Source organism: Limnothrix sp. FACHB-881 (genome assembly GCF_014698135.1).
In the GTDB taxonomy this organism is placed as follows: domain Bacteria; phylum Cyanobacteriota; class Cyanobacteriia; order CACIAM-69d; family CACIAM-69d; genus CACIAM-69d.
This window is the reverse complement of record NZ_JACJSN010000002.1, coordinates 144,253-167,144: the sequence shown is the minus strand read 5'-3', so window position 1 is coordinate 167,144 and position 22,892 is coordinate 144,253. Positions and strand designations below refer to the sequence as shown.

Below are 22,892 nucleotides of genomic sequence, written 5' to 3'. Positions count from 1 at the left end.
CGTTCTGTGCATGGCCTGGTTACCCGTGGCCTGGTCGTTGCCCGTCTGGCTGGTGAGTTGGTGAATATCTTACGGCCTTAGGGGCGCTGGTCGTCGGTGGTGGCGGGTGCTTCGCGCCGGTTGGTGCTGCGGGCCCGATCGGGCAACTCCGCCGGACGATTGGCGGGCGCAGCGCTACTGCTGGGCGGTTTGCGATCGGCCGGTGAGGCCTTGGGCGTGGGGGAAGGGCGATCGCTCGGAGTTGCCACGCTCCGGTTGTCGGAATCGGTCAATCGCTGGGCCCCGGCCCGGTTTTCTTCGGCGGGTCGCGGTGTGACGGTTAACCCCGCCGCTCCCGATCGCGACAGTTGCAAGAAAGAATCGAGGGCCGCACGCCAAACCAAATAGCCCCGATCGCTCAGGTGCAGGCCGTCAGTAGTGAGATCTGGGTGCAGATTGCCCTGCGGATCGGTGAACATCGGAAACAAATCCAAGAAGCCCACCCGTTCATCCCGGGCCACCTGGTTCAACCGGCGGTTAATGCGCTTGATTCGATCGAGTGTGGCCTGGCGCAAGCGGGCCCGACCTTCCCAAGTGGAGCTAGCCCCGCGATGGGGAAACAGGCTTTGCAACACAATCCGCGAATTGGGGTGGGCTCGGCGCAATTCTTGGGTGATGGCCCGGTGATTTTCCACGATCGTGTCATCACTGACCCCTTGCATCAGGTCATTAATCCCGATCGCCACAAAAATCACCTCCGGTTGCAGACGCGCCAACCCATCCAAGCGCTGCAACAACAACCGGGTCGTATCCCCAGAGATGCCCTGATTTAGCCAAGTGGTTCCCGCCGGCAACAGCCGAGATGGAAAGGCCAGAGTTAAGGAATCGCCCACCAACACCGCCAACCGGGCGGGCCGTCGCAGGGCCATCGCATTGGCCTCCTGCCGCCGCCGAGCCACCCATCCTTCATAACTGGTGGCCGCGACGGGCGATCGCTTCGGAGTGGTCACCGTGGCTGCCACGGCCCTGGTGGGCGATCGCTCCAAAGACTCTTGGGTTTGCTGAATCTGGTCAATCGCTTGGGCAATGGCCTTGGCCGCCGCACGGTCTAGGCCCGTGACGACCACCAAAAAGGCCACTGCTAACAATCCATTGCCCCATAGAGACCATTTGACCCACCAAGGAGCGCGGGGCTTAGACGGTGAGAAACCACTCGATCGGCGTGACCAGCCAATCGAGCGGCCAAAAATTCCTGTTCGTCGAGCACGCGATCGAGAAAACACGATTTGCCCTGAAACGTTGTGGTGACCCTGCCTCGGTGCAAGCCAACCGGCCCTAACTGGCTCCGTTGACCTTGCATCCATCGCCAAAAGACCAATTCACTAAGAACTCTAGCGAACTTTGGCCGCAAAAAAAACATCCCTAAACACAAAAGAGGGCGATCGCCCCCTCCTGTGTCATTGAACACCTGTGGTAATCAGTCGCATCCGAACTCGGCTAACAGCTAAGGTCGTCGAAACGATGAAAAGTATCGTTACCCGACCTCGCCCCAGTACCGAGGCTTTTCCCTAGGATGCGGTTTGATCCGAAACACCCATTGCCGCCGTACCCGTGGGGCCGATCGAGGTGTTGTCCTTCACAAAGCCACTGTAGGCTTCCATCCCGTGCTCGCCGATATCGAGGCCAATGGCTTCTTCCTCGGGCGAAACCCGAATGCCACCAAAGGCATTCAGGGCATACCAGAAGATGGTGGACAGCAACACCGTCACACCACCAGCAATAGCAACACCCAGGAATTGCACACCCAACTGGGTCAAACCACCACCATAGAACAGGCCCAAACCAGCCGCATCCGCACCCGTTGCATCCTTACCAATGCTGAACAGACCGACCGCCAGCGTGCCCCAAACACCGCAAACCAAGTGCACCGAAGTAGCACCCACCGGGTCATCGACCTTCAGCACCGAGTCAAAGAAGCCCACCGACAGCACCACCAGAATCCCGGCAATGCCACCAATCAACACAGAACCGGTGTAGTCAACCACGTTGCAACCCGCCGTGATGCCCACCAAGCCAGCCAGGATGCCGTTGATCACCATCGACAGATCCGGCTTGCCCGACAGCCACCAGGATGTGAACGTGGCGGTTACGCCACCCGCTGCGGCGGCTAAGTTGGTGGTCACAGCGATGTAAGGCACTGCCGCATTCACCGCCAGGGTCGAAGCCCCGTTAAACCCAAACCAGCAAACCCACAGAATCAAGCAGCCCAACGTGGCAATGCTCATGTTGTGGCCAGGGATGGCGCGGGGTTGGCCGTTGTCATACTTACCCATCCGGGGCCCCAGAATCGAAGCACCCATCAGCGCTGCCCAACCACCGACGGAGTGTACCGCCGTTGAACCAGCGAAGTCGCGGAAGCCCATGTTGAACAACCAACCGCCCGTGCCGCTCCAGATCCAACGGCCCGTGATGGCGTAGGACACCCCAACCAGCAGCAAGCTAAAGATCAAGAAGTCCACGAACTTCACCCGCTCAGCCACCGCACCGGACACGATCGTGGCGGCGGTGCCAGCAAAGGCAACTTGGAAGAGGAAGTGCAGCGAGACCGGCAGCCCCGTTGCTTCAATGCCGTAGGTTTCGGGCGTTCCTGACAGGAAGAAGCCCGTCGTGCCAATCACGTTATTGCCTTGGGCAAACATGAAGCCATAGCCCAAAGCCCAGAATGCCAAGGTGGCCAGGGCAAATACAATCAGGTTCTTGGTCAGAACGTTAACGGCGTTCTTCTGACGACAGAAGCCCGTTTCCAACATGCAGAAGCCCGCGTTCATGAAGATCACGAGGATGGCTCCCACGAGAACCCAGGTCATGTTCAGCAGGCCCTGAACGTCTTCGGGCTTGATGGGTTCAGCGGCATGGGCAGCCAGGTTCCAGGTGGCCACAATCACGGCGGCCAAAGGAATGCAGGCTAACCAACCGAGGGAGGTGCGGCGACCAAATACGTCGTGAAAGAACGATCGCCCGGCACGCAGGATCTGGTCAATGGATCGATCGGTGCCCTCGTTAAGGGAGCGCGAATGCCCCTTACGGCGACCCGAGAACTTGAGCCTAGCCATAGACTAACGGTTCCTATAGGGGTTGATGTTGATATGGATGGTTCAGAGACAGGGCGGTTGCTGACTGGTTAAAACTAAGACCATCACTCCTTCACTAACAATTGCTGCGATTCGCTCACGAATGCGGCAATCAGGAAGCTTCCTGCTCCATCGCGGCGAAGTTGGCTTCATTTGCTCCACAGGCTGACACGATCGGACTGGCCGCCTTTTGTAGATGCATCGCCTTTGGGAGTGGTTTGCCCCAGGGTTTGACAGGGACTCAATGAGAGCTAGACTGCAATCCAAGACAGTCTCTTGATGCAGCAATTGTCGATCGACGTGGACTTGCTTTAAACACAGGCAATTGCATCAATTTTGTCGAGTATCGTTCTGTATCTAGCGATACTGATCGTTCTGGGCTGTGGGTAGATTCACCGGGGCAAAAAGCTGAAGATGGGTGATGCGATCGGGCAGGACTGGCCATATCGTTGGCGGCCGTTGGGGGTGCAAGCCCCGTCCCGTCAGGAGCGACCCTAAGCCGAGGTGTAAAATCAGCATGGTTACGATCGCAGCCCAAACAAAATCCCGATCGCCTAGTCATTTCGCCATGTCGCTGGTTGGCCCTGTCCTTGATTGGCCAAGTTGCTGGGGTTGAAGTCCAAGGGTGTGAATGAGTTTTGAATGGCTCTGTGAAATTGCTAGAACTGCTGAATTGCTGAGCTGGTGTTGAAATCTCTGCCCCAGTCCTACGGGGGATTTTGAGGACGATTGAAATGTGGATTGTTCATATCCCCCAGACAGCAGCATTGAAGTCCGTGATGAGGCTCCCCCATGGAAGTTAGCGAATTGCTCGAACGCTACGCAGCCGGAGAGCGAGATTTTGACCGCGTTGATTTGTCATCGGCGGATCTCAGTGGGGCCCTATTGCCCGGTATTTCGCTCCAGGGGGCGGATTTATCAGGGGCCAAGTTGTCCGGCTCCAATTTGGAAGAAGGAAACCTGCGGGAAGCGCGTTTACTGAGCGTGGAGGCGAATCATGTGCAATGGCGTGGGATTAATCTCCGTGAGGTGAAGTTGCGGGATGCGTCATTGCGGGGAGCCAATTTGGTGAATGCGAACTGCATTGGGGCGGACTTGAGCGGCGTGGATTTGGGCGATCAGGCGAATTTGTCCGGTTGCTCGATGCGGGCCACCAAGTTGGTCGGGGCGAATTTGCGGGAAGCGGTGTTGATCGAGTCCAATCTCAGTGAAGCGGATTTGCATCAGGCCAACTTGGAAGGGGCCAACATGCGAGAGGCCACGTTGCACCACGCCAAGCTCACGGAAGCCAATTTGACCAAGGCGAACCTCACGCGGGCCAATTTGACCAAGGCCAATTTTTCAGATTCGGTGTTGGTGGGGGCGATGTTGCTGGAGGTTTATGCCAGTAGCACGGTGTTTTTGGCGGCGGACTTGTCCAGTTGCGACCTGCGGCGAGCCAAGGCGATCGGGGCGGATTTCACGGCGGCCAAACTGCTGAAGGGAAATTTGCGGGAAACCAATCTCAGTTGGTCAACGTTGCGCCAAGCGGATTTGAGCGATGCCAATTTGTTTCAGGCTCGCTTGCAATGGACGAATTTCAGCAGTGCTGTGCTGCGGGGGGCGGTGTTGATTGATGCGGATTTGTCCCAAGCCAACACTCGGGCGGTGGTTTGGACGGGGGCGATCGGCCCGGATGGCCAAGCCCATTACTAACAAGCCGTGGATTACCCCATTCAGCCGATCGATCAGGGGAATTGGCCCGCCAGTGCTGGGCTGCGCCGGTTGTTTAGCCTCCCGTCCCTGAACCCCAGCGCCTAAAGGCCCGGGGTCTTTTGCTCATTTGCTCAGTGGGTGCTGCGTTTAACGATAGGGAGCCAACAGGGGGGCGAGCCGATCGAGCGTGGCGGTGGGCACTTTGTCGAGGGGGGTGAGCAGCGCACCGGCCAGGGCCTGATGGGCGATCGACTCGGGCGGTTGGGCCCCCAAGCGGCGGACTGTTTCTCGGATGATCGATCGGGCGTTGTCGGCATTGCGATGCAAGTTTCCAATCACCATCTCGGTGGTCACACTGTCGTGACCGGGGTGCCAACAGTCATAGTCGGTGACCAGGGCGATCGTGCAGTAGGCGATTTCCGCTTCTCGGGCCAGCTTGGCTTCCGGTAAGTTGGTCATGCCAATGACGGTGGCTCCCCAACTTTGATAGAGCTGGGATTCGGCCCGCGTGGAGAAAGCCGGCCCTTCCATGCAGAGATAGGTTCCGCCGCGATGCAACGTCACCTCCGACAGGGCCAGGGAGTCGATCGCCTCAGCCACCAAGCCCGACAAGGCTGCACAAATGGGATCACCAAAGGCAATATGGGCCACTAAGCCATCGCCAAAAAAGGTGGAAACCCGGTTACGGGTGCGATCGATGAACTGATCCGGCAACACAATATCCAGAGGCTTAGCCGCCATTTGCAACGATCCCACCGCCGATATGGACAGGAGATAGCGCACGCCCAAGGTTTTGAGGGCCCAGACGTTGGCACGGTAGGGCACTTCCGTGGGCAGCAGGTGATGGTGGCGGCCATGGCGGGCCAGAAAGGCCACGGGCACACCGTCCAAGGTTCCGGTGATGATTGCGTCGGAGGTGGGGCCAAAGGGGGTTTCAATCCGCTGTTCTTGGGGATTTTGCAGCGCCTCCATCCGATAGAGACCGCTGCCGCCCAGAATGCCAATGGTGATTGTGTCGCCCGTTGAGTCCGTCATTGTTGAGAGGTGCTCCATAAACCAGTAGGGTCGATCGCCTGAATTGGGCTGGCCATTTCAGCCTAAGCCGCCTGTCGCTGACTCATGCTCAAGATTCCGTAGTAATAGTCCTTCAGTTGGCGGGTGGCGGCGGCCCAGCCCCAGCGCTCGGCCTCAGCTCGGGCAGCCGATCGCAGATCAGCCCGCTGGCTGGGGTCGGCGAACAGGCGTTGGGTCGCTGTGACAGCCCCTTGCTCATCGGTGGGGTCAAACAGGAAGCCGTTCACGCCGTCGGTGACGATATCGGGAATACCGCCCGCGTTGGCCGCCACCACGGGACAGCCGGCCGCCATCGCTTCCAGCAACACCAACCCGAGGGTTTCCGTGCGCGAGGGGAAGATGAACGCATCGGCGCTGGCATAGGCGGCGGCCAGCTCCAGACCGCGCAGGTAGCCGACGAAGTGGGTGTTGGTTCCCGCGAAAAATTCCTCTAGCTCGGCGCGGTAGGGGCCGTCACCCACAAGGGCGAGCCGCGCGCCGGGAATCGATTCGAGCACGGGCCGGATCCGATCGACCTCCTTTTCAGCGGACAGGCGACCGATGTAGATCAGCAGGGGTGCGTCCGGGTGGCCTTGGCTGAGGAAGTCGCGCATTTCGGCGGTGGCGCGATCGGGCGTGAAGCTGTCTGTATCTACGCCGCGCTGCCAAAGGGCGGTGCGCTCAATGCCGTGGTCGCTCAGTTGCTGCACCATGGCGGTGGAGGTACAAAGGTTAATTTCTGCGAGATTGTGGGCAGTTTTTAGCAATTCCCAGAGCAAGCCTTCTAGCATTCCCAAACCGTAATGTTGCAGGTATTGGGGCAGGTGCGTGTGATAGGAAGCAACGAGGGGTAATTGACGAGTTTTGGCGTAATAAATGCCGCCCAAACCAACGACAGCCGGGTTAACCACGTGAATTAAATCGGGGCGAAAATGATCCAGTTCGCGACCAATTGCCGGCCGTGGCAGGGCAATTTTTAGCTCAGGATATTGCGGCAGTGGAAACCCCGAAACCCCGAAAACTTTTGAGCCGTTGTAGTCCTTTAACCCCAAATCGGGCGTGACAATCAGCACCTCATCGCCCATTTTCTGCAGGTGATCGATCGTGTGGCGCAGACGGGTCACGATCCCATCGATTTTGGGCAAAAAGGTTTCGGTAAACAGCGCAATTCGCATAGGTTCCGTGCGGGGCAACAGGGACAAAAGGAGCAAGAGGCTAGCGGCGCAAGACGGGCGATCGCCCGATGTAGATTAAGGCTCGGTTAATGCCAAGCCTAGACTAGGCGATGGTTTCAGCCTATTCCCGCCGATATTTGCCTCAGGATACCGCTTGGGGGGGATCGATCGGCCCCAGCGGCATTATTCGCGCCCCGCCAAGCGCGCCAACCGATGGCTATACCAAGTGGCCCCAATGATCAGCAGCCCGATCGCCCCCAGGGTCAAACTCAGGGGCAAAAATTGACCCCGACTAATGGCATCGGTGCCGGAACTGCCCAATTGCACAAATAAAAATACGCCGGGGCCGGTGCCCGCCACGGTGGCAATTAAATAATCCCGAAAGCGCACGGAGGTTAAACCCGCCGTGTAGTTGGCTAAACCGTAGGGCAAAATTGGCAGCAGACGCACGGCAAACATATAGGCAAAGCCGTGGCGACGAATTTCTTGATCCATTTCTTGCCAGCGATCGGCAAGGCGGCGCTCAAAGGCGGGCCGGGCTAGCCAACGACTGAGATAAAAGGAGGCGATCGCAGCCAAAATAGCGGCTAAACTCGTCCAAATTGTGCCCCAAATTGAGCCGAATAATGCGCCACCCAAAAGGTTTAAAGCCGTTGAGGGTAGCATCAGCATGGTGACGGCAAGATAGACCACCATATAAACCAATGGTGCGAGCCAACCCGTACCCCCAATTTGCGTGCGCAGCCGCTCCACATCAATCATGCCCAAGCTGTAAAACATTGCCCCGATCGCCCCGAGGCAAAAGAACAGTAGCAGCACAATCCAACGTTTCTTAGGGGGCTTCATGGGGTGCTTTTTGGGATCGGCTAGGTGATTTAGGGATTGGGGAGTTCGGCACGATCGCGATCGGTCACCCGCCAACTGAGTTTGGTATTCAGCCAAAAGTTCCAGAAGGTGACTAAGCCGATCGCAATTAGGTTCGCTAAATAACGATATTGACCCGCAAAAATTACATTAAAAAAGAGATTTAAAATCAAGACATTCAGAATCAGCCCCATCAAGCAAATCAAGTTGAATTTCAGGAACCGTTCGAGGCGGCGACGAAAGCCGGTTTGCCGTTGGGATAAGTCTCGAAATGTCCAGCGATCGTTCCACCAGAAATTATTCAAAATCGCCACTTCCGCCGCGATAACTTTGCTGCGGGTGAGACCCCAAGCCAAGGTGCTGGGATCGCTGAGGGCGTAGAGCACCGCCATATCTACGATTACTCCACTGAAGCCGACAATGCCAAACCGGATGAAGCGCTGTACCGGGAAGCGATCGAGCCGCAGCCGCAACAGATGGGCGAAATAGTCGATCGCGTGATACCAAGTCACTTTGGTTTCGCCCGATTGCCGTTCTCGAAATTCGTAGGGGAGGGTTTTGACGCGCCCAAAGTCGCCTTTTGCTAACACTTCAATTAGGATTTTGTAGCCCAAGGGATTGAGGATTTTTTGGGCGATCGCGCTGCGTTTCAACACAAAATAGCCGCTCAGGGGATCGGACACACGCCCCACCACATCGGGCAATAGGGTCAACCCCAAAATCTGCGCGCCCCGAGAGGTGAGCCGCCGCCACAGGCTCCAATCGCTGATGCCGCCGCCGGGATCATTGCGACTGGCGGCCACCAAATCAGCTCCAGCCAAAATTTGCGCCACCATCTCCGGCAACAGTTGCTCATCATGCTGGCCGTCGCCATCAATTACGCCCAAAATCTCGCCCTTAGCCACCTGCCAACCGCGAATTACGGCGGTGGCTAATCCCCGTTCATAGTGACGACAAAGCACCCGCAATTGGGGAAATTCAGCGGTTAATTCCTGGGCAATTTTCCAGGTGCGATCGGTACTGTTGTCATCCACCACAATAATTTCGTAATCGTGGGGCAGCACAGGATCTAAAACCGCCACCAGCGATCGCACCAGGGCTTCAATATTTTCGGCTTCTTCGTAGGTGGGAATTACTAAGGAAAACCGTAGCGATCGCGCCATGACCGTCAGCTTGCCGCCCCGAGGCGATAAGTCAGAAAACTGGGCGATCGCCTGATCTAAATTGAGGGGTTGCTGAAGATGATCCGCATGGCGAATTTCGATTTGAAACTCCGCTGTGGTTGGTTCGCCCCAGGTGGATTGGTGTAACAGCAAATCCGGTAGCGGATCAATGCACAATTCACCCGTGGGAACTGCTTCCATGGATCGCAAAGTGGGTCGCACAGTCGGCGTAAACCCCATCATTAGGACTCAGCACCCTGGGCTACAAGCCGAGGCTGAAAATCGAGAGTTTTCACCAAGAATGCCAACTTATCGCTAGCTTCTTCCACGATCTTGGTAGTGGGTTTCCCGGCTCCGTGACCTGCTTTCGTTTCAATCCGAATCAAGGTCGGTGCATCGCCACCTTGGGCCGCTTGCAGGGCCGCCGTGAACTTGAAACTATGGGCTGGTACTACGCGATCGTCCCGATCGGCCGTAGTGACCAAAGTGGCGGGATAGGCTGCGCCCGATCGCAAATTATGCAGGGGTGAATAGGCATAAAGAGCCTGAAATTCCGCTTCGTTTTCCGGCGATCCATAGTCAGAACACCAGGCCCAACCGATCGTAAATTGCGGGAAGCGCAGCATGTCCATCACCCCCACCGCTGGCAGGGCTGCCCCAAACAAATCCGGTCGCTGAATCAAGCAAGCACCTACTAACAAACCGCCATTACTGCCACCGGAAATCGCCAGCCGTTGGGGCTTGGTGTATTGATTTGCAATCAACCATTCAGCGGCAGCAATAAAGTCATCAAAGACATTTTGCTTTTGCAGTTTTGTGCCCGCTTCATGCCAGGCTTCGCCATATTCTCCACCACCACGCAGATTGGCTACAGCGTAAATACCGCCCATTTCCATCCACACCAAATTGGAGACAGAAAACACGGGAGTTAGGGACACGTTAAACCCGCCATAGCCATACAGAATCGTGGGGTGATCGCCGGTCAGCTCTAAGCCTTTTTTGTGGCTAATAAACAGCGGAATTTTTGTGCCATCTTTGCTGCGATAAAAAACCTGGCGCGTTTCGTAATCGTCCGGGTTAAACGCTACCGTTGGCTCGCGGAAAAGCTGACTAGTTTGGCTGGCAAAGTCGTAGCGATAAATGCGTGTGGGAGTGGTGTAGCTGGTGAAGCTGTAGAAGGTTTCCCGATCGCCACGTTTGCCTTGGAATCCCCCGATCGAACCGAGACCCGGCAACTCGATTTCAAACTGGAATTGCCCTTGCAAATTAAAAAACTGCACCGCCGATCGCGCATCCTGCAAATATTCCACCACAAACCCATCATTCAGGGTGGACACCGCATCTAGCTTGTAGGTGGCTTCGGGAATCACTTCTTGGATCGTCGATTGCCAATCATTGCTGGTCGCGTCGAGGTCGATCGCCATCACCCGGCCCATGGGCGCTTGCCAGTTGGTTTCAAACCAGCCGATCGCTCCGTCATTATCAATAAACCCAAAGCCACCGACCCAATCGCCCACCAATTCCCGCACGGGCGAATCCGGCTGCCGCAGATCTTTCACAAACAACAAATTCTTAGATTCAGTTCCCTTCCAAACGGAAATCAATAGATAGGAACCGTCATCGCTGACCGTGCCGCCAAATCCCCATTCTGGCTGATCAGGTCGCTCATAGATTAGTCGATCGGCGGCTTGCTCAGTGCCCAGTTCGTGATAATAAAGCTTCTGGAAATAGTTGGTTTCTTGGAACTGGTTCTCGGCGTTGGGTTCATCGTAGCGACTGTAGAAAAAGCCGCGATTGTCCGGTGTCCAAGAGGCTCCCGAAAACTTCACCCAATCCAGGCGATCGGGCAAATCTTCCCCGGTTTCCACCGATCGCACGCGCCAGGTTTGCCAATCGGAACCCGCCGTGGACAAGCCATAGGCCATCAGCGAGCCATCTTGGGTGAAAGCAATCCCCGACAGGGCCACCGTGCCATCATCCGAAAGTCGATTTGGGTCGAGCAAAACGCGCGGTTCCCCATCGAGGCGATCGAGCGTATAGAGCACGCTTTGATTTTGCAGACCGTCGTTTTTGTAATAGAAATAGCGATCGCCCCGCTTCCAGGGCACGCTCAATTTTTCATAGTCCCAAAGTTGCAGCATCCGGTCATAAATGGGCGATCGCGCCGGAATTTGCGCCAAATAATCAAAGGTCAATTGATTTTGGGCGGCAATCCAATCGGCCGTTTCGGTCGTGTTGGCATCTTCTAACCAGCGGTAGGGATCCGGCACGGAAACGCCGTGGTAGATGTCCACTTGGTCAACGGTGCGGCTGGTGGGATAGGCAAAACGATCGGCCATGGGATGCTGCAAAAAATTCATGTCCGGGGTCTATTGTACGGGCGCGGGCCCGACTGTAGCGCTATTCTGAGGAAGCTTTGGGGCCTCCTTGCCAAACATCAACCCGTTGTTTGCCCCTCCTCTGACGCTGCATCCCTGTCGATCGCCCCTATGAAAATCGCCACTTGGAACGTTAATTCTGTTCGATCGCGCCTCGATCATGTCACCGGTTGGCTGCAGGAAAACCCCGTGGATTTTCTTTGTTTACAAGAAACCAAAGTGATTGATAGCGACTTTCCCCGATCGGCTTTTACGGATTTGGGCTATTACCTGGAAATTTCGGGACAAAAGAGCTACAACGGCGTGGCGATCGCCAGTCGGCAACCGGTGGATCACTGTGCGATCGGGTTTGGCGCGGTTTTGGATGCGAAATTGGTCGGTGATTTAGACGATCAAAAACGGGTGATCATGGTTCGATCGGGCGACCTGGTTTTGGTCGATCTCTACGTGCCCAATGGTTCCGAAATTGGCAGTGAAAAATATGTCTACAAACTGCGTTGGCTCGCGTTGCTAAAAACCTACCTAGCAGAATTGTTAAGCCAATATCCTCAGGTTTGTGTTTGCGGCGATTTTAATATTGCCTATGAAGACCGCGATATTCATAATCCCAAGAACCGCGAAACCCACATTATGTCTTCCGATGAGGAGCGGGCAGCCCTGAAAGCTAGCGTTTTGGACTTGGGATTTCAGGATGCCTTTCGGTTGTTTTGTGATGAGGGCGATCGCTTCAGTTGGTGGGACTATCGATCGGGTGGTTTCCAACGCAATCGCGGCTGGCGCATTGACCATCTTTATTTGTCGCCAGCCTTGATTCCCGCTGCCCGCAGTTGCGAGATTGATATTGAGCCGCGCAAACTCGAAAAGCCCAGCGACCATACCCCCGTGGTGTTGGATCTAGCGATCGATTAACCGATCCTTGGGCCGATCGTGCTGTGCGGTCATGCTAACCGATCGCCCAACCGTCCCCTATTGCCCAGAGAACCGCCAAGCCCGGACTCAACCGGCCGTCAGCGTTGCGCGTTAGTATTTTGGAAGTATGACTGCTGTTTGCGCAGCAGCGCCCTGAATTTTCTGAATCTGCCGATGACTCCCAAGATCGAGGCCGTTCAAGCGCCCTACTACGGCGATACCGCGTACCGGACTCCCCCGCCAGACCTTCCCTCCCTGTTGCTCAAGGAGCGGATCGTTTACTTGGGAATGCCCCTCGTACCTGCCGTCACCGAGCTGATTATTGCCGAGCTGTTGTATTTGCAATACGACGATCCCGAAAAGCCAATTCGGATCTATATCAACTCCTTCGGTAATCTCGGGTTCGAGACGGATGCCTTTGCCATCTGCGACACGATGCGCTACATCAAGCCGCCGGTTCATACGATTTGCCTGGGCTTGGCGGCGGGCACATCGGCCATGTTGTTGGCAGCAGGCACGAAGGGCTGTCGGGCCAGTTTGCCCAACTCCAAGATTGTGCTGCAACAACCCCAAGGCGGCGCACGCGGTCAGGCCACGGACATTCAAATCCAGGCGGAAGAGGTGCTGCGCAACAAGCGGGTGATGCTGGATATTTTGTCGGAATGCACCGGGCAAACCACTGACAAGCTCACCAAAGACATGAATCGCCGGTTCTATATGACTCCGGCCGAAGCGAAGGAATACGGGATCATTGACACGATCCTAGAATCATCGGAGGGGCTGCCTAAGCCGGTGGTGAATTCGGTGGGGTTGGGCTAGGTTGCCCGATCGCCCTGATGACGCTCCCAATCCATCCAACCACCCACTAGTCAGCCATTTGAAGAAGGAGTCTCGATCCTATGCCGATTGGCATTCCCCAAGTTCCCTATCGTCTGCCGGGTAGCCAATACACCCAGTGGATCAGCATCTATAACCGCCTGTACCAGGAGCGGATCATCTTCTTGGGCAAAGAGGTGGACGACGAAATCGCCAACGAAATTGTGGCGGTGATGCTCTACCTCGACTCGGAAGACAACAGCAAGGACATCGTGCTGTACATCAACTCGCCGGGCGGTTCGGTAACGGCGGGGATGGCGATTTATGACACGATGCAACACATCAAGTCCGACGTGGTGACGGTCTGTGTGGGCTTGGCGGCCTCAATGGGGGCCTTCCTGCTGGCGGCCGGGGCCAAGGGCAAGCGGTTGGCCCTGCCCCATGCCCGGATCATGATTCACCAGCCGAGTATGGGCGGGTTCCGCGGCCAAGCCACGGATATCGACATTGAGGCCAAGGAAATCCTGAAAACCCGCAGCCAGTTGGATGAAATCCTGGCGCTGCGGACGGGCCAAAGCCTGGAGAAGGTGAAGAAGGATACGGAGCGGGATTATTGGCTGTCGGCGGAGGAGTCGAAGGAGTACGGCCTGATCGATCGGGTGATTGAATCCCGCGATTAGGGGCCGGAGTGCCGGTCGCGCAGCCTTCCGGTAGCCAAGAATCCCAGCAGATAAGGGGCTGAAGCCCCTTGCCCCGTCACATTAGGGGTTACCACAGGGCGATCGATTCTGAAAGGGGTCGATCGCCCTTAATCTTTGGGGGGCCTGGCGTGACAAGCAAGGGCGATCGGTTATTTTGAAAAGGGTTTGGGGCAATCTTGAGGATTTTGGGTGAGGAACTGAGGTGGCTATGGCCTTGACGGTGCGGGACTGCTATCGACTGCTGGAACTGCCGCCGGGTGCTCCGGTGGCAGACATCAAGCGGGCTTATCGGCGGCTGGCCCGGCGCTACCATCCCGATTCGGGCCATCGATCGGCCTCGGCAGAAACCTTTGCGGCTTTGGCCCAGGCCTACCGGGCCCTGATGGAGCGATCGGGGCGGCCCAGTGCGACGGTTCCTTGGTCTGGGTCGTCGGCTGCGGTTGCTGCGCCGTCCCCGCCGCCGCCCGCTGCCCGATCGCCCCAGTCACCACCCCCACCAACCGCGGCCGCGCCGCCGCCTCAGGAACCCGCCCCAGCACCGAACTCAGCAACTCGTCCAGTAACGAATCAAGCGCCTGGCCCAGCGCCTAACCCAGCAACTAACCCTGGGACTAGCCCAGCATCGGCGCAGTCTAATCGCTACCAATCGACCGCGCGATCGACTGCGAAACCTCAGGTGCAGGTGAATCCGTCCCTGTCGCCCTTTGAGCAAGAGTTGAAGGAAAATGCGTTCCGTCGGCTCCAGGAGCTGTTCCAGGGGGGCCGATTCCCCAGCGCGATCGCCCTGGCGGAGGGGTTGGCCCAACGGCTCGATCGGGATGAAGAGGTGAAACAGTGGTTGGCGATCGCCTATCACCGTTGGGGCCGGGAATTAATTAATCGAGGCCAGGGCAGCCGCGCCGAAACCTATCTGAAAAAAGCCCTCAACACCGACCCCCGCAATCGTCAGTTGTGGCTATTGGTCGATCACGAGTTGCAGCGGCTGAGTTTGCGATCGGGCTGAGGGGCCAAAAAATCTTAATCAGGCTTCATCGTTGGGTGATCGGCCAGCTTTTATCATGGGTCAATCATAAAAGACCTGTTTTTTTAGAGCCTTATGATTGCCGCAGTCCCCAACCCCACCACCTCCGCGCCCACCGTTAGCGATCGCCACCGCCTGCAAACCAGCCAACTGAACGTGCCGCCGCGCCTGCTGTTGGGGCCCGGCCCCTCGAATGCTCACCCCCGGGTGCTCCAGGCGATCGGAATGCGGCAAGTGGGCCACCTCGACCCGTGCTTCATTGAGCTGATGAACGAGGTGCAAGAGCTGCTGCGTTACGCCTGGCAAACGGACAATGCCCTGACGATTCCGGTCAGTGGCACGGGCAGCGCCGCCATGGAAGCCACCCTGGCCAACTTGGTGGAGCCGGGTGACGTGGTGTTGGTGGGGGTAAATGGCTATTTTGGCCATCGGATGAGCGACATGGCCAGCCGCTACGGTGCGGAAGTGCGGCAAATCCACCGGCCCTGGGGTGAGGCGTTTTCGCTGCCGGAGTTGCGCACCGCCTTGGAAGCCCACCGGCCGGCAATCCTCGGGTTAGTCCATGCGGAAACCTCCACCGGGGCCCGGCAACCCCTCGAGGGCATAAGCGATCTCTGCCGGGAATTTGACTGCCTGCTGTTGGTGGATACGGTCACCAGCTTGGGCGGTGTGCCGCTGTTTTTGGATGCTTGGGGTGTGGATGCGGCCTACAGCGGCAGCCAAAAGTGTCTGAGCTGCCCGCCGGGGATTTCGCCTTTTACCCTGGGCGATCGGGCCTTGGCCAAGCTGCGGGCCCGCAAAACCCCTGTGGCCAACTGGTATTTGGATATGGCGCTGGTGGGCAAATATTGGGGGAGCGATCGCACCTACCACCACACCGCCCCGATCAACATGAACTATGCCATCCGGGAAGCCCTGCGCCTGGTGGCCGAAGAGGGCCTTGAAGCTCGCTGGCAACGCCATGCGGACAATGCGCGGCTGTTGTGGGATGGGCTGGCGGCCATGGGCCTGAAATGCCAGGTTGCCGAAGAGATTCGCTTGCCGTCGCTCACCACCGTTTGCGTACCCGAGGGGGTGGATGCCAAGGCCGTGGCCCGTCGCCTGCTAGAGGACTACAACATCGAAATTGGCGGCGGCCTGGGTGAGTTGGCCGGCAAGGTTTGGCGAGTGGGGCTGATGGGCTTTAACAGTCGGCCCGAAACGGTGCTGACCCTGCTGAAGGCCTTGGAGCAAGTGCTGAATCGCTAGTTCCGCCTCAGCCCCCGTGGAAGCGGGCTAACATGAACCGCGCCACGGTGAAATAGGTCAAGACCCCCAACATGTCTACTGCTGTGGTGATGAAGGGCGCTGACATCAAAGCTGGGTCAAAGCCCACGCTCTGGAACAAAAAGGGCAAGACCGATCCCGCCGTGGCCGCCAAGGTGGAAATGGCCATCAGGCTCACGCCCACGGAGATGGCGACGGCGGGCGGATATTGAAACAGCATGGCCCCCACGCAAACCATTGTTCCCAGCATCATCCCCAGCAGGGCCCCGGCTACGGCTTCCCGGCGAATGACCCGCAGGGGCCCCGATCGAATCTGGTCAATGTTCAGTCCCCGAATCACCACGGTGGAAGACTGGGCCCCCACGTTCCCGCCCGTCCCAATCAACAGCGGGATGAAGGAAGCCAAGGACACCACCTGTTTCAGGATGTCGTCCTGGCCGCGAATGATGGCCCCGGTGACCGCATTGGTGACCAACAACACCAACAACCAAACCACCCGCCGCTGGGCCACGGTCACCAGGTTGGTTTGGAAATAGTCATCATCACCGGCTTGCACCCCACCCAAGGCATAGATGTCTTTGGTGGCTTCTTCTTCCAAAATGTCGATCACGTCGTCCACGGTGACGATGCCCACCAAACGCTTTTCCCGATCGACCACGGGCACGGCCAAAAAGTCGTAGCGCTGGATAATGCGGGCCACTTCCTCTTGGTCTTCATCGGTGGTGACGCTGACCACATCCCGGGTCACCAGCTCGCTCACCAACTGTTGTGGATGGGAGGTGACGATATCCCGCAGGGAAACAATGCCCGTCAGGCAGCGGGTGTTATCGGTTACATAAAGGTAATAGATGGTTTCTGTGGTGTCCGCGAGGCGGCGAATCCGAGCCAGGGCATCATCAACGGTCATTTCCTCTTTCAGGGAAATGTATTTGGGGGTCATGATTCGGCCGGCGGTGCTGGCTTCATAACCTAACAGCAGGGCGGTGGCTTCCCGTTCCGCATGGCTCAGTTGGTCAACAATCCGCCGCACCAGTTTGGCTGGCAACTCATCAAAGAGCTTGGCCCGATCGTCCGGCGACATTTTATCGACAATATCCAAGACTTCTTGGCGCTTGAAGTCTTCAATCAACAGTTGTTGAACGTTGGATTCTAGGTGTTCATAAACTTCCGCCGCATCGTCCTTGGGCAAGAGCCGAAAGGCTAGGGCCTGCATGGTTTCGGGTAACCCCTCGATCGCCTCGGCAATGTCAGGGGCCTTGACGGGAACCAACAGCGCCTTGGCACCGGTCAGGTTGTTTTGATCCAAGAGGACTCGCAATTGTTCACGCACGAGGTCGCGGAGTTCCCGCCGAGAAATCCCCTGAGCCGAATTCATGTCTAGCTCTTGCTCAGTGGCCATGCTCGATCCTCCTCATCGGTCGTCTTGCTTGGAATTAAGTTGCGTTACGGCATGGTGGGGCGATAACGATGATCGACGGCCCGGGCTGGGCCTGCCAAACTAGCCATTAGTTTAAGGGGTTTGGCAACGGAAGTTGCTGAAAGTCCCGTTTTGCAGATGATCGGTGAATTGGGGAGTGGCCCTCCGGATCTCGGGCATTGGTCAAGATCACCGCCTGCTGAATGGGCTGGCGGTTGTTGGACTGAGTTTGGCCTTGAGCTGGCCTTAGGTGGGTTGCCAAATTAGGTGGGTTGCCAAATTTGGATGGTGTGATCGCCACTGCCGCTGGCCAAGGTCAACCCATCGGGGGCGATCGCCACCGCATTGACCCACCAATCATGGCCCTTCATCACCTGTAATAGTTCCTGGTCGGCCAGGTTCCAGCAATAGACCTTGCGATCTTCCCCGCCGGCAATCAGCAGGCCCGTATGGGGCGCAACGGCCAGGGCAAAGACTGCTTCGGTGCTGTCGCGGAAAATGTGCTGGGGCTTGTCGTTGCTGGGTTGACCGGCTTGCAGGGGCCAGAGCTTGATGGTTTTGTCTTCGCCAGCGCTGATTAGCCATTGGCCGTTGGGGGTGGCTTGCAGGGCGCAAATTCGACCCAGGTGTTGTTGCAGGCTGTGGAGCCGATCGCCCGATCGGGCATCCCAAAAGCCAATTAGCCCATCGCTGCATCCGCCAATGAGCACCTGGCCATCGTGGCTCCAGGCCAGGGCGGGAATCGGTCGGCTGTGGGCGCGCCAACTGTGGAGCAGTTCGCCGCTGCGCCAGTTCCACAACACCAAGCGCCCATCGTCGCCACTGCTGGCCAGGGTTTGACCATCGGGTGAGAGGGCGATCGCGCTGACCCAATCTTGGTGATGTTTGAGGCAATGGCGTGCGGGGCCGCCGGTGATCGGCCAAACCCGCACGGTGCGATCGCTGCTGGCAGAAATCAGGCTGTCCCCATCGGGGCTAAAGAGCAGGGCCGTGATCCGCCCATCATGGCCATCCCAGGCGGCTTGCAAGCTGGCCGTGGCCCACTGCCAAAGGCGAATTTGGCGATCGCCCCCGGCGCTGGCCAGCCATTGCCCATTGGGACTAAAGGCCAGGGCACAGATCCGATCGCTGTGGGCCGCGATCGTGACGGTGGGTCGCCACTTGTAGTGCCCGAGATCCCGGGTGACCGGGGGGCTGGGCGCGGCTGCGGCGGCTGCGTCGCCTTCCGTCAGGGCGGTGATCACGGCTTCGGCGCTGGGGTAACGCTCGCTGACGCGATCGCTCAGCAGTCGATCGAGCACTTGCCCCAGGCGCGGATCAACCGATCGCCCCTGTTCCTGCAAGCGATCGCTCCATACCCACCGACCCGCCAAAGGATCAAACAACTCCTCTGGTGCATGGCCCGTGAGCGCAAACAAACTCGTCGCCGCCAAGCTGTAAAGATCGCTGGCCGGGTAGGCATGGCCACTCCGCAATTGTTCCAAGGGCGCATAGCCTTCCGTGCCCACCCGGGTTCCCCCCCGGGTCACCGTTTCGCCCGTCAGTTGCTTGGCCACGCCAAAGTCAATCAAGACCGGCTTTTCGCCCGCCTCCGGCAGCACAATGTTGTCCGGCTTAATGTCCCGGTGAATCACATTGCGTCCATGGACAAACTGCAACACCGGCAGTAAGTCCAACAGGAGCGATCGCACCGCCGCCTCGCTCCAGGGGCCCACGCGGGCCACCCGCTGGGCCAACGTGTCCCCCGCAATGAACTGCTGCACCAAGTAGAGCCGGCCCCCTTCCGCAAAATAGGCGTAGAGGGCGGGAATTTGGGGATGTTCGCCCAATTCCGCTAACCGTTGGGCCTCTTCGGCAAAGAGCTGCTCGTATTTGTCGTAGCTGCTGTCTTGGGCGATCGTGCCGGTGAGGGAGTCCGTCGCCAACAAACCGCGACTGATGGAACCCCCGGCGATCGAGTGAATTGGGTTGCCGCCTTGGGGCGAAAACTGTTTGATGATGCAAGGTTGCTGGAGTCGATCGAGGTCAATGGCCAAATAACTGCGGCCAAATCCCCCTTGCCCCACCGGCCGCACCGGTTGATAGCGATTGCGCAACTGTGCCACCAAGGCTGCCCCGCAGGATTGGCAAAATTGGGCATCATCCCGATTCATCGGTTGATGACAGTGCGGATTTAAGCAGCAAACCATACCGCACAGGGCAGCAATCACCCTTTGATTGAGTTGCTTCCATGTTAAGCCAAGGATCCAAGCCTCAACAGCCTAAATGGGGACAATTGGCGCAGTTGCGGCCCACGGCCACCGCCACTCCCTAGGCCAAAGGCAACCGAATCACCACTTCCAGACCCCCACTGGGGCGATCGAGCAAATCCAACTGCCCCCCATGGCGCGAAGTGATGATGTGATGGGTCGCCGTGAGGCCCGTTTCCTTGACCCGGTGGCGATCGAGCTGGAAATTTTCCAAAATTTGCTGGCGCTGAATCGCCGTCAAACCGGGGCCATTATCCGCGATCGACACCACCGCCCAGGAATGAGCCGCCGCATCCTGTTCCACCCAAGTGTTGATTTCGATGTAGGGCTGTTCCGCCGCGCTCAGGGTCACCGCCTTGAGTTGGGCCCGCGTTCCCCGCTCCAACAGCACATCCACCGCATTCACCAACACCGCCATCAACGCCCGATCGATCTGACTGCCATAGCAACAAACCGGCGGCAACGAACCGTAATTGCGCACAAACTCAATCTGCACCGACAACCGGCTTTGCAGCAGCAGCACAATGCTATTCAGCCGTTGGTGCAAATCCGTTGGATGCGGATACACATCATCGAGATGGCAAAAATTTTGCAAACTGCTGACAATCGCCTTCAGCCGTTCCGCCCCATTGCGCAAACTACTAAGCAACAGCGGCAAATCATCCCGCAAAAAGTCAAAATCCACCGACTCTTCCAAGTTGGTAATCGTCCAGGGGATTGGTTGCTTAGACTGTTCTGCCCAATCTCGGTAGGCATCCACCAACTGCACCAACTGTTCCCCGTAAGATCCCAAATGGCTCAGGTTGCCCCAAATGAACCCCACCGGATCCAAAATTTGGTGTGCCACCCCATCCACCAACCGCCCCAGGCTGGCCAACTTGTCGTTTTGAATTGCCTGAAGCTGCATTCGCTCATAGCGAGCCTGGGTTTCAATGCCGCGAATTTGCCAATCCGCCACAATCAAAGCGCGCGTGTCCAGCAGCCGAGGGCCTTCGGCACATTGCACCACGATCGGATCCGTCAACAGCCCGATCGAGCGGCTCACGGCCCGTTTCATGGCCTGGACGATCGGTAACTCCACCGGCAAAGTTAGGCAATCTCGCTCCAAATAGCCCCACAGGGCCTGTAGCGGCTGCTCCAAAATGGCTGCCCCCGAAGGCCGAATGGCAAATTCCAATAATTGCTGGCGGGTAATCACCCCCTCCAGCCGGCCGCGATCGATCACAATCGCCCCAGGAACCCGGGGATAACGGGCCAGCCAGCTCGCCAGCGCGAATCCCGAAACCGCCACATCCACCAGGCAGTCATAGCTTGGTAAATCCGCCAGGGTTGCCTCCAGCCCCAAGGACGAACTGGCCGGCTCATGCAACACCGGGGGGCATAGGCTCTTGTCACTCATCAGCAAAAACGGGTCTCAAGCTCCGTCCTGTGGGGCCGGCTGTTGTGGGGCCTGCGTTAATGGTTGTTCGGGCTAAGCCAGGATTCCCGTTGATGGTTGATGAACCCCACTGGGGGCGTTTCAACCGGGAATACCAGGTTTCAGCTTATCCCGAACTTTAGTTTCCAAACAGTCCCAGGCCGGTACAGTCCTCGTCTGGTGCTGTCCCAGTCCCGTCCCGTCCCAGCCCGGCACAACTCCAGCCCGGCCGAGCCTAAACGACCGTCAACTTAGCATTGGGGTGGCAACCACAGGGATCGTCGCTATCGACCCATTTCAAACCCAACTGCGCCATCGCCTGCATCACCGGTTCCACCTCCTGACCCTTGGCCGTCAAAGCATATTCCACGTGGGGCGGTACCTCGGGATAAACCCGCCGCACAATTAAGCCGTGGCGTTCCAGACCCCGCAGCCGTTGAGTGAGCGTTTTGCTGCTAATGCCGGGTAACAGCATCATCAGCTCACTGGGCCGCCGTGGTTGATCGCGCAGCAGCCGCAAAATCAAGATCGACCATTTATGACCGATCGCCTCCAAAACGACCTGGATTGGGCAAGCACTATCGGTGCAGGTTTGCTCAGCCGTCATCAACCCCTGTTGTTTACCCATGGTTGTGCCTCCTAAAACACACTGGGAATGATTGATTTCCCCCTCCCAGTTCCACCCTTTGTGGATCCTCAAACCTGAGGAATTGAGAAATGAATGAGAGTTTTGAGATCGCCGGTCTAGACGTTGACTGGGTGCTGTGACTGCCCATTGGTGGGCAGTGCCAGATGCGCAGGGCGATCGCCCCTTGGGCCTGTTCCAAGCCAGCCCTATAACCGGTCATTCCCACCGGTTGCAGCGCGCGGGCCTGAGCCAGCGGGGCAACTAGTGAGTCAGCGGCGTACTAGCCGTAACACCGCCCGTGACCTGGCCGTAGACACATCATCGTTAACGCACGATCGTTCAAGGCACGATAGCCCATGCTTAATCCATCGTCGGCAGTGGTTGCTATTACCACCATGACGATTGGATAAGATAACCATCTACTCATCATACGCACTGAATTACGTCATCCCAAGCCAAAAATTGCGATAACACAGCTCCTGTGCATGGTTTTGGGAATTGGGGGCTGATGGTGTCCACAGTGAAGGCTGACCAGAAGCAGCAACCCAAGAACTGACTGACTGGATTGAAAGCACCGCCGAGTTAAGGGATTTCAGCGGTTAAAAATTGATAGAAATCCAATCGACAGTCATGGAAACTTAAAGTCTCTGAACTAAAAGTCAGGAAACTTCAAACTTTCTCAGGGAGTTCTCAAGGACTCAAAGACGTTTCGGATATTTTTATTTTCCTTTAGATTGCCCTCAATCGTCAAATCAGATTGAATTCTTTACTTTCGGATTCCAAGAATCAACTTGGAAATGACCTTGCCTAAATCATGTCCTTTGAGGAACGATTGAAGTATCTCCTCCTATAAAGGTCAAGTTCAGCAAATTCCAAAATAGTCGGCAAATGATCGGACTATTTTGTCAATGGGTTCACAAACTCTCTTAACACGATCATTCGATCGAGTCATCCGGTGGATCCCTGTGGCGGCTCCTCAGATTTTGATCGATTCCCTCATTTCATTCAAGATTACGAACTGTTAAGGTCT

The 22,892-nt window shown here is 57.2% G+C and carries 19 protein-coding genes; 7 read left to right on the top strand and 12 right to left on the bottom strand.

Annotation, left to right across the window (positions count from 1 at the left end):
* Window positions 1-77: 77 nt before the first annotated feature.
* The 3 genes from H6G52_RS03160 to H6G52_RS03150 form a co-directional block, all read right to left on the bottom strand.
* On the bottom strand, window positions 78-1,118 hold the full coding sequence (locus H6G52_RS03160) for a GDSL-type esterase/lipase family protein (RefSeq protein ID WP_190526377.1): 1,041 nt from the start codon (window positions 1,116-1,118) through the stop codon (window positions 78-80).
* 429 nt (window positions 1,119-1,547) lie between these two features.
* Window positions 1,548-3,092, bottom strand: coding sequence for an ammonium transporter (locus H6G52_RS03155; RefSeq protein ID WP_190526375.1), 1,545 nt, complete (start codon window positions 3,090-3,092; stop codon window positions 1,548-1,550).
* 375 nt (window positions 3,093-3,467) lie between these two features.
* Window positions 3,468-3,629, bottom strand: a complete 162-nt coding sequence (locus tag H6G52_RS03150; RefSeq protein ID WP_190526374.1) for a hypothetical protein — start codon at window positions 3,627-3,629, stop codon at window positions 3,468-3,470.
* Window positions 3,630-3,902: 273 nt separating this feature from the next.
* On the opposite strand from H6G52_RS03150, the gene H6G52_RS03145 reads away from it, so the two are divergent.
* Window positions 3,903-4,805: a pentapeptide repeat-containing protein gene (locus H6G52_RS03145; RefSeq protein WP_099533857.1), complete on the top strand. Its 903-nt coding sequence runs from the start codon at window positions 3,903-3,905 to the stop codon at window positions 4,803-4,805.
* 147 nt (window positions 4,806-4,952) lie between these two features.
* On the opposite strand, the gene H6G52_RS03140 is transcribed toward H6G52_RS03145, so the two are convergent.
* The 5 genes from H6G52_RS03140 to H6G52_RS03120 all read right to left on the bottom strand — a co-directional run bounded on the left by H6G52_RS03140 (window position 4,953) and on the right by H6G52_RS03120 (window position 11,399).
* Window positions 4,953-5,840 (bottom strand): S-methyl-5'-thioadenosine phosphorylase, encoded by an 888-nt coding sequence (locus H6G52_RS03140; protein WP_190526372.1) that lies wholly within the window; start codon window positions 5,838-5,840, stop codon window positions 4,953-4,955.
* Between the two features lie 62 nt (window positions 5,841-5,902).
* Window positions 5,903-7,033 carry a glycosyltransferase gene (locus tag H6G52_RS03135; protein ID WP_190526622.1) on the bottom strand — a complete coding sequence of 377 codons (1,131 nt, stop codon included), beginning with the start codon at window positions 7,031-7,033 and terminating at the stop codon, window positions 5,903-5,905.
* A 183-nt stretch (window positions 7,034-7,216) separates the two neighbouring features.
* Complete coding sequence (locus tag H6G52_RS03130) at window positions 7,217-7,879, bottom strand: TVP38/TMEM64 family protein (RefSeq protein ID WP_099533853.1); 663 nt, start codon at window positions 7,877-7,879, stop codon at window positions 7,217-7,219.
* Window positions 7,880-7,908: 29 nt separating this feature from the next.
* Window positions 7,909-9,060, bottom strand: coding sequence for a glycosyltransferase (locus tag H6G52_RS03125; RefSeq protein WP_190526620.1), 1,152 nt, complete (start codon window positions 9,058-9,060; stop codon window positions 7,909-7,911).
* Window positions 9,061-9,302: 242 nt separating this feature from the next.
* Window positions 9,303-11,399 carry a prolyl oligopeptidase family protein gene (locus H6G52_RS03120; protein WP_190526371.1) on the bottom strand — a complete coding sequence of 699 codons (2,097 nt, stop codon included), beginning with the start codon at window positions 11,397-11,399 and terminating at the stop codon, window positions 9,303-9,305.
* Between the two features lie 150 nt (window positions 11,400-11,549).
* Here H6G52_RS03120 and xth point away from each other — a divergent pair, with 150 nt between their 5' ends.
* From xth to H6G52_RS03095, 5 genes are all read left to right on the top strand, one after another.
* The gene (gene xth / locus H6G52_RS03115) at window positions 11,550-12,347 is read left to right on the top strand and encodes an exodeoxyribonuclease III (protein WP_190526369.1); all 798 of its coding nucleotides are present in this window, start codon (window positions 11,550-11,552) and stop codon (window positions 12,345-12,347) included.
* Between the two features lie 174 nt (window positions 12,348-12,521).
* Window positions 12,522-13,166 (top strand): ATP-dependent Clp protease proteolytic subunit, encoded by a 645-nt coding sequence (locus H6G52_RS03110; protein WP_199291366.1) that lies wholly within the window; start codon window positions 12,522-12,524, stop codon window positions 13,164-13,166.
* An 80-nt stretch (window positions 13,167-13,246) separates the two neighbouring features.
* The gene (locus tag H6G52_RS03105) at window positions 13,247-13,843 is read left to right on the top strand and encodes an ATP-dependent Clp protease proteolytic subunit (RefSeq protein WP_190353568.1); all 597 of its coding nucleotides are present in this window, start codon (window positions 13,247-13,249) and stop codon (window positions 13,841-13,843) included.
* A gap of 229 nt (window positions 13,844-14,072) precedes the next feature.
* On the top strand, window positions 14,073-14,867 hold the full coding sequence (locus H6G52_RS03100; RefSeq protein WP_199312147.1) for a J domain-containing protein: 795 nt from the start codon (window positions 14,073-14,075) through the stop codon (window positions 14,865-14,867).
* Window positions 14,868-14,960: 93 nt separating this feature from the next.
* Window positions 14,961-16,133 carry an alanine--glyoxylate aminotransferase family protein gene (locus H6G52_RS03095; protein WP_190526365.1) on the top strand — a complete coding sequence of 391 codons (1,173 nt, stop codon included), beginning with the start codon at window positions 14,961-14,963 and terminating at the stop codon, window positions 16,131-16,133.
* Between the two features lie 7 nt (window positions 16,134-16,140).
* Here the strand turns inward: H6G52_RS03095 and mgtE are convergent, their stop codons facing one another.
* From mgtE to H6G52_RS03075, 4 genes are all read right to left on the bottom strand, one after another.
* On the bottom strand, window positions 16,141-17,550 hold the full coding sequence (mgtE, locus tag H6G52_RS03090) for a magnesium transporter (protein ID WP_242026158.1): 1,410 nt from the start codon (window positions 17,548-17,550) through the stop codon (window positions 16,141-16,143).
* Window positions 17,551-17,831: 281 nt separating this feature from the next.
* Window positions 17,832-19,757 carry a protein kinase gene (locus tag H6G52_RS03085; RefSeq protein ID WP_370567665.1) on the bottom strand — a complete coding sequence of 642 codons (1,926 nt, stop codon included), beginning with the start codon at window positions 19,755-19,757 and terminating at the stop codon, window positions 17,832-17,834.
* 121 nt (window positions 19,758-19,878) lie between these two features.
* The gene (locus tag H6G52_RS03080) at window positions 19,879-21,216 is read right to left on the bottom strand and encodes a sensor histidine kinase (protein ID WP_190526361.1); all 1,338 of its coding nucleotides are present in this window, start codon (window positions 21,214-21,216) and stop codon (window positions 19,879-19,881) included.
* Between the two features lie 253 nt (window positions 21,217-21,469).
* Window positions 21,470-21,862 (bottom strand): helix-turn-helix domain-containing protein, encoded by a 393-nt coding sequence (locus tag H6G52_RS03075; RefSeq protein ID WP_234406874.1) that lies wholly within the window; start codon window positions 21,860-21,862, stop codon window positions 21,470-21,472.
* 136 nt (window positions 21,863-21,998) lie between these two features.
* Here H6G52_RS03075 and H6G52_RS18695 point away from each other — a divergent pair, with 136 nt between their 5' ends.
* Window positions 21,999-22,127 (top strand): hypothetical protein, encoded by a 129-nt coding sequence (locus H6G52_RS18695; RefSeq protein WP_255407540.1) that lies wholly within the window; start codon window positions 21,999-22,001, stop codon window positions 22,125-22,127.
* The last annotated feature ends 765 nt before the right edge of the window (window positions 22,128-22,892 follow it).

Coding starts and splice junctions, on each gene's coding strand:
- H6G52_RS03155 (WP_190526375.1), bottom strand. CDS start 3,092: ATGGCTAGGCTCAAGTTCTCGGGTCGCCGTAAGGGGCATTCGCGCTCC.
- H6G52_RS03150 (WP_190526374.1), bottom strand. CDS start 3,629: ATGCTGATTTTACACCTCGGCTTAGGGTCGCTCCTGACGGGACGGGGC.
- H6G52_RS03145 (WP_099533857.1), top strand. CDS start 3,903: ATGGAAGTTAGCGAATTGCTCGAACGCTACGCAGCCGGAGAGCGAGAT.
- H6G52_RS03140 (WP_190526372.1), bottom strand. CDS start 5,840: ATGACGGACTCAACGGGCGACACAATCACCATTGGCATTCTGGGCGGC.
- H6G52_RS03135 (WP_190526622.1), bottom strand. CDS start 7,033: ATGCGAATTGCGCTGTTTACCGAAACCTTTTTGCCCAAAATCGATGGG.
- H6G52_RS03130 (WP_099533853.1), bottom strand. CDS start 7,879: ATGAAGCCCCCTAAGAAACGTTGGATTGTGCTGCTACTGTTCTTTTGC.
- H6G52_RS03125 (WP_190526620.1), bottom strand. CDS start 9,060: ATGGCGCGATCGCTACGGTTTTCCTTAGTAATTCCCACCTACGAAGAA.
- H6G52_RS03120 (WP_190526371.1), bottom strand. CDS start 11,399: ATGGCCGATCGTTTTGCCTATCCCACCAGCCGCACCGTTGACCAAGTG.
- xth (WP_190526369.1), top strand. CDS start 11,550: ATGAAAATCGCCACTTGGAACGTTAATTCTGTTCGATCGCGCCTCGAT.
- H6G52_RS03110 (WP_199291366.1), top strand. CDS start 12,522: ATGACTCCCAAGATCGAGGCCGTTCAAGCGCCCTACTACGGCGATACC.
- H6G52_RS03105 (WP_190353568.1), top strand. CDS start 13,247: ATGCCGATTGGCATTCCCCAAGTTCCCTATCGTCTGCCGGGTAGCCAA.
- H6G52_RS03100 (WP_199312147.1), top strand. CDS start 14,073: ATGGCCTTGACGGTGCGGGACTGCTATCGACTGCTGGAACTGCCGCCG.
- H6G52_RS03095 (WP_190526365.1), top strand. CDS start 14,961: ATGATTGCCGCAGTCCCCAACCCCACCACCTCCGCGCCCACCGTTAGC.
- mgtE (WP_242026158.1), bottom strand. CDS start 17,550: ATGGCCACTGAGCAAGAGCTAGACATGAATTCGGCTCAGGGGATTTCT.
- H6G52_RS03085 (WP_370567665.1), bottom strand. CDS start 19,757: ATGGTTTGCTGCTTAAATCCGCACTGTCATCAACCGATGAATCGGGAT.
- H6G52_RS03080 (WP_190526361.1), bottom strand. CDS start 21,216: ATGAGTGACAAGAGCCTATGCCCCCCGGTGTTGCATGAGCCGGCCAGT.
- H6G52_RS03075 (WP_234406874.1), bottom strand. CDS start 21,862: ATGGGTAAACAACAGGGGTTGATGACGGCTGAGCAAACCTGCACCGAT.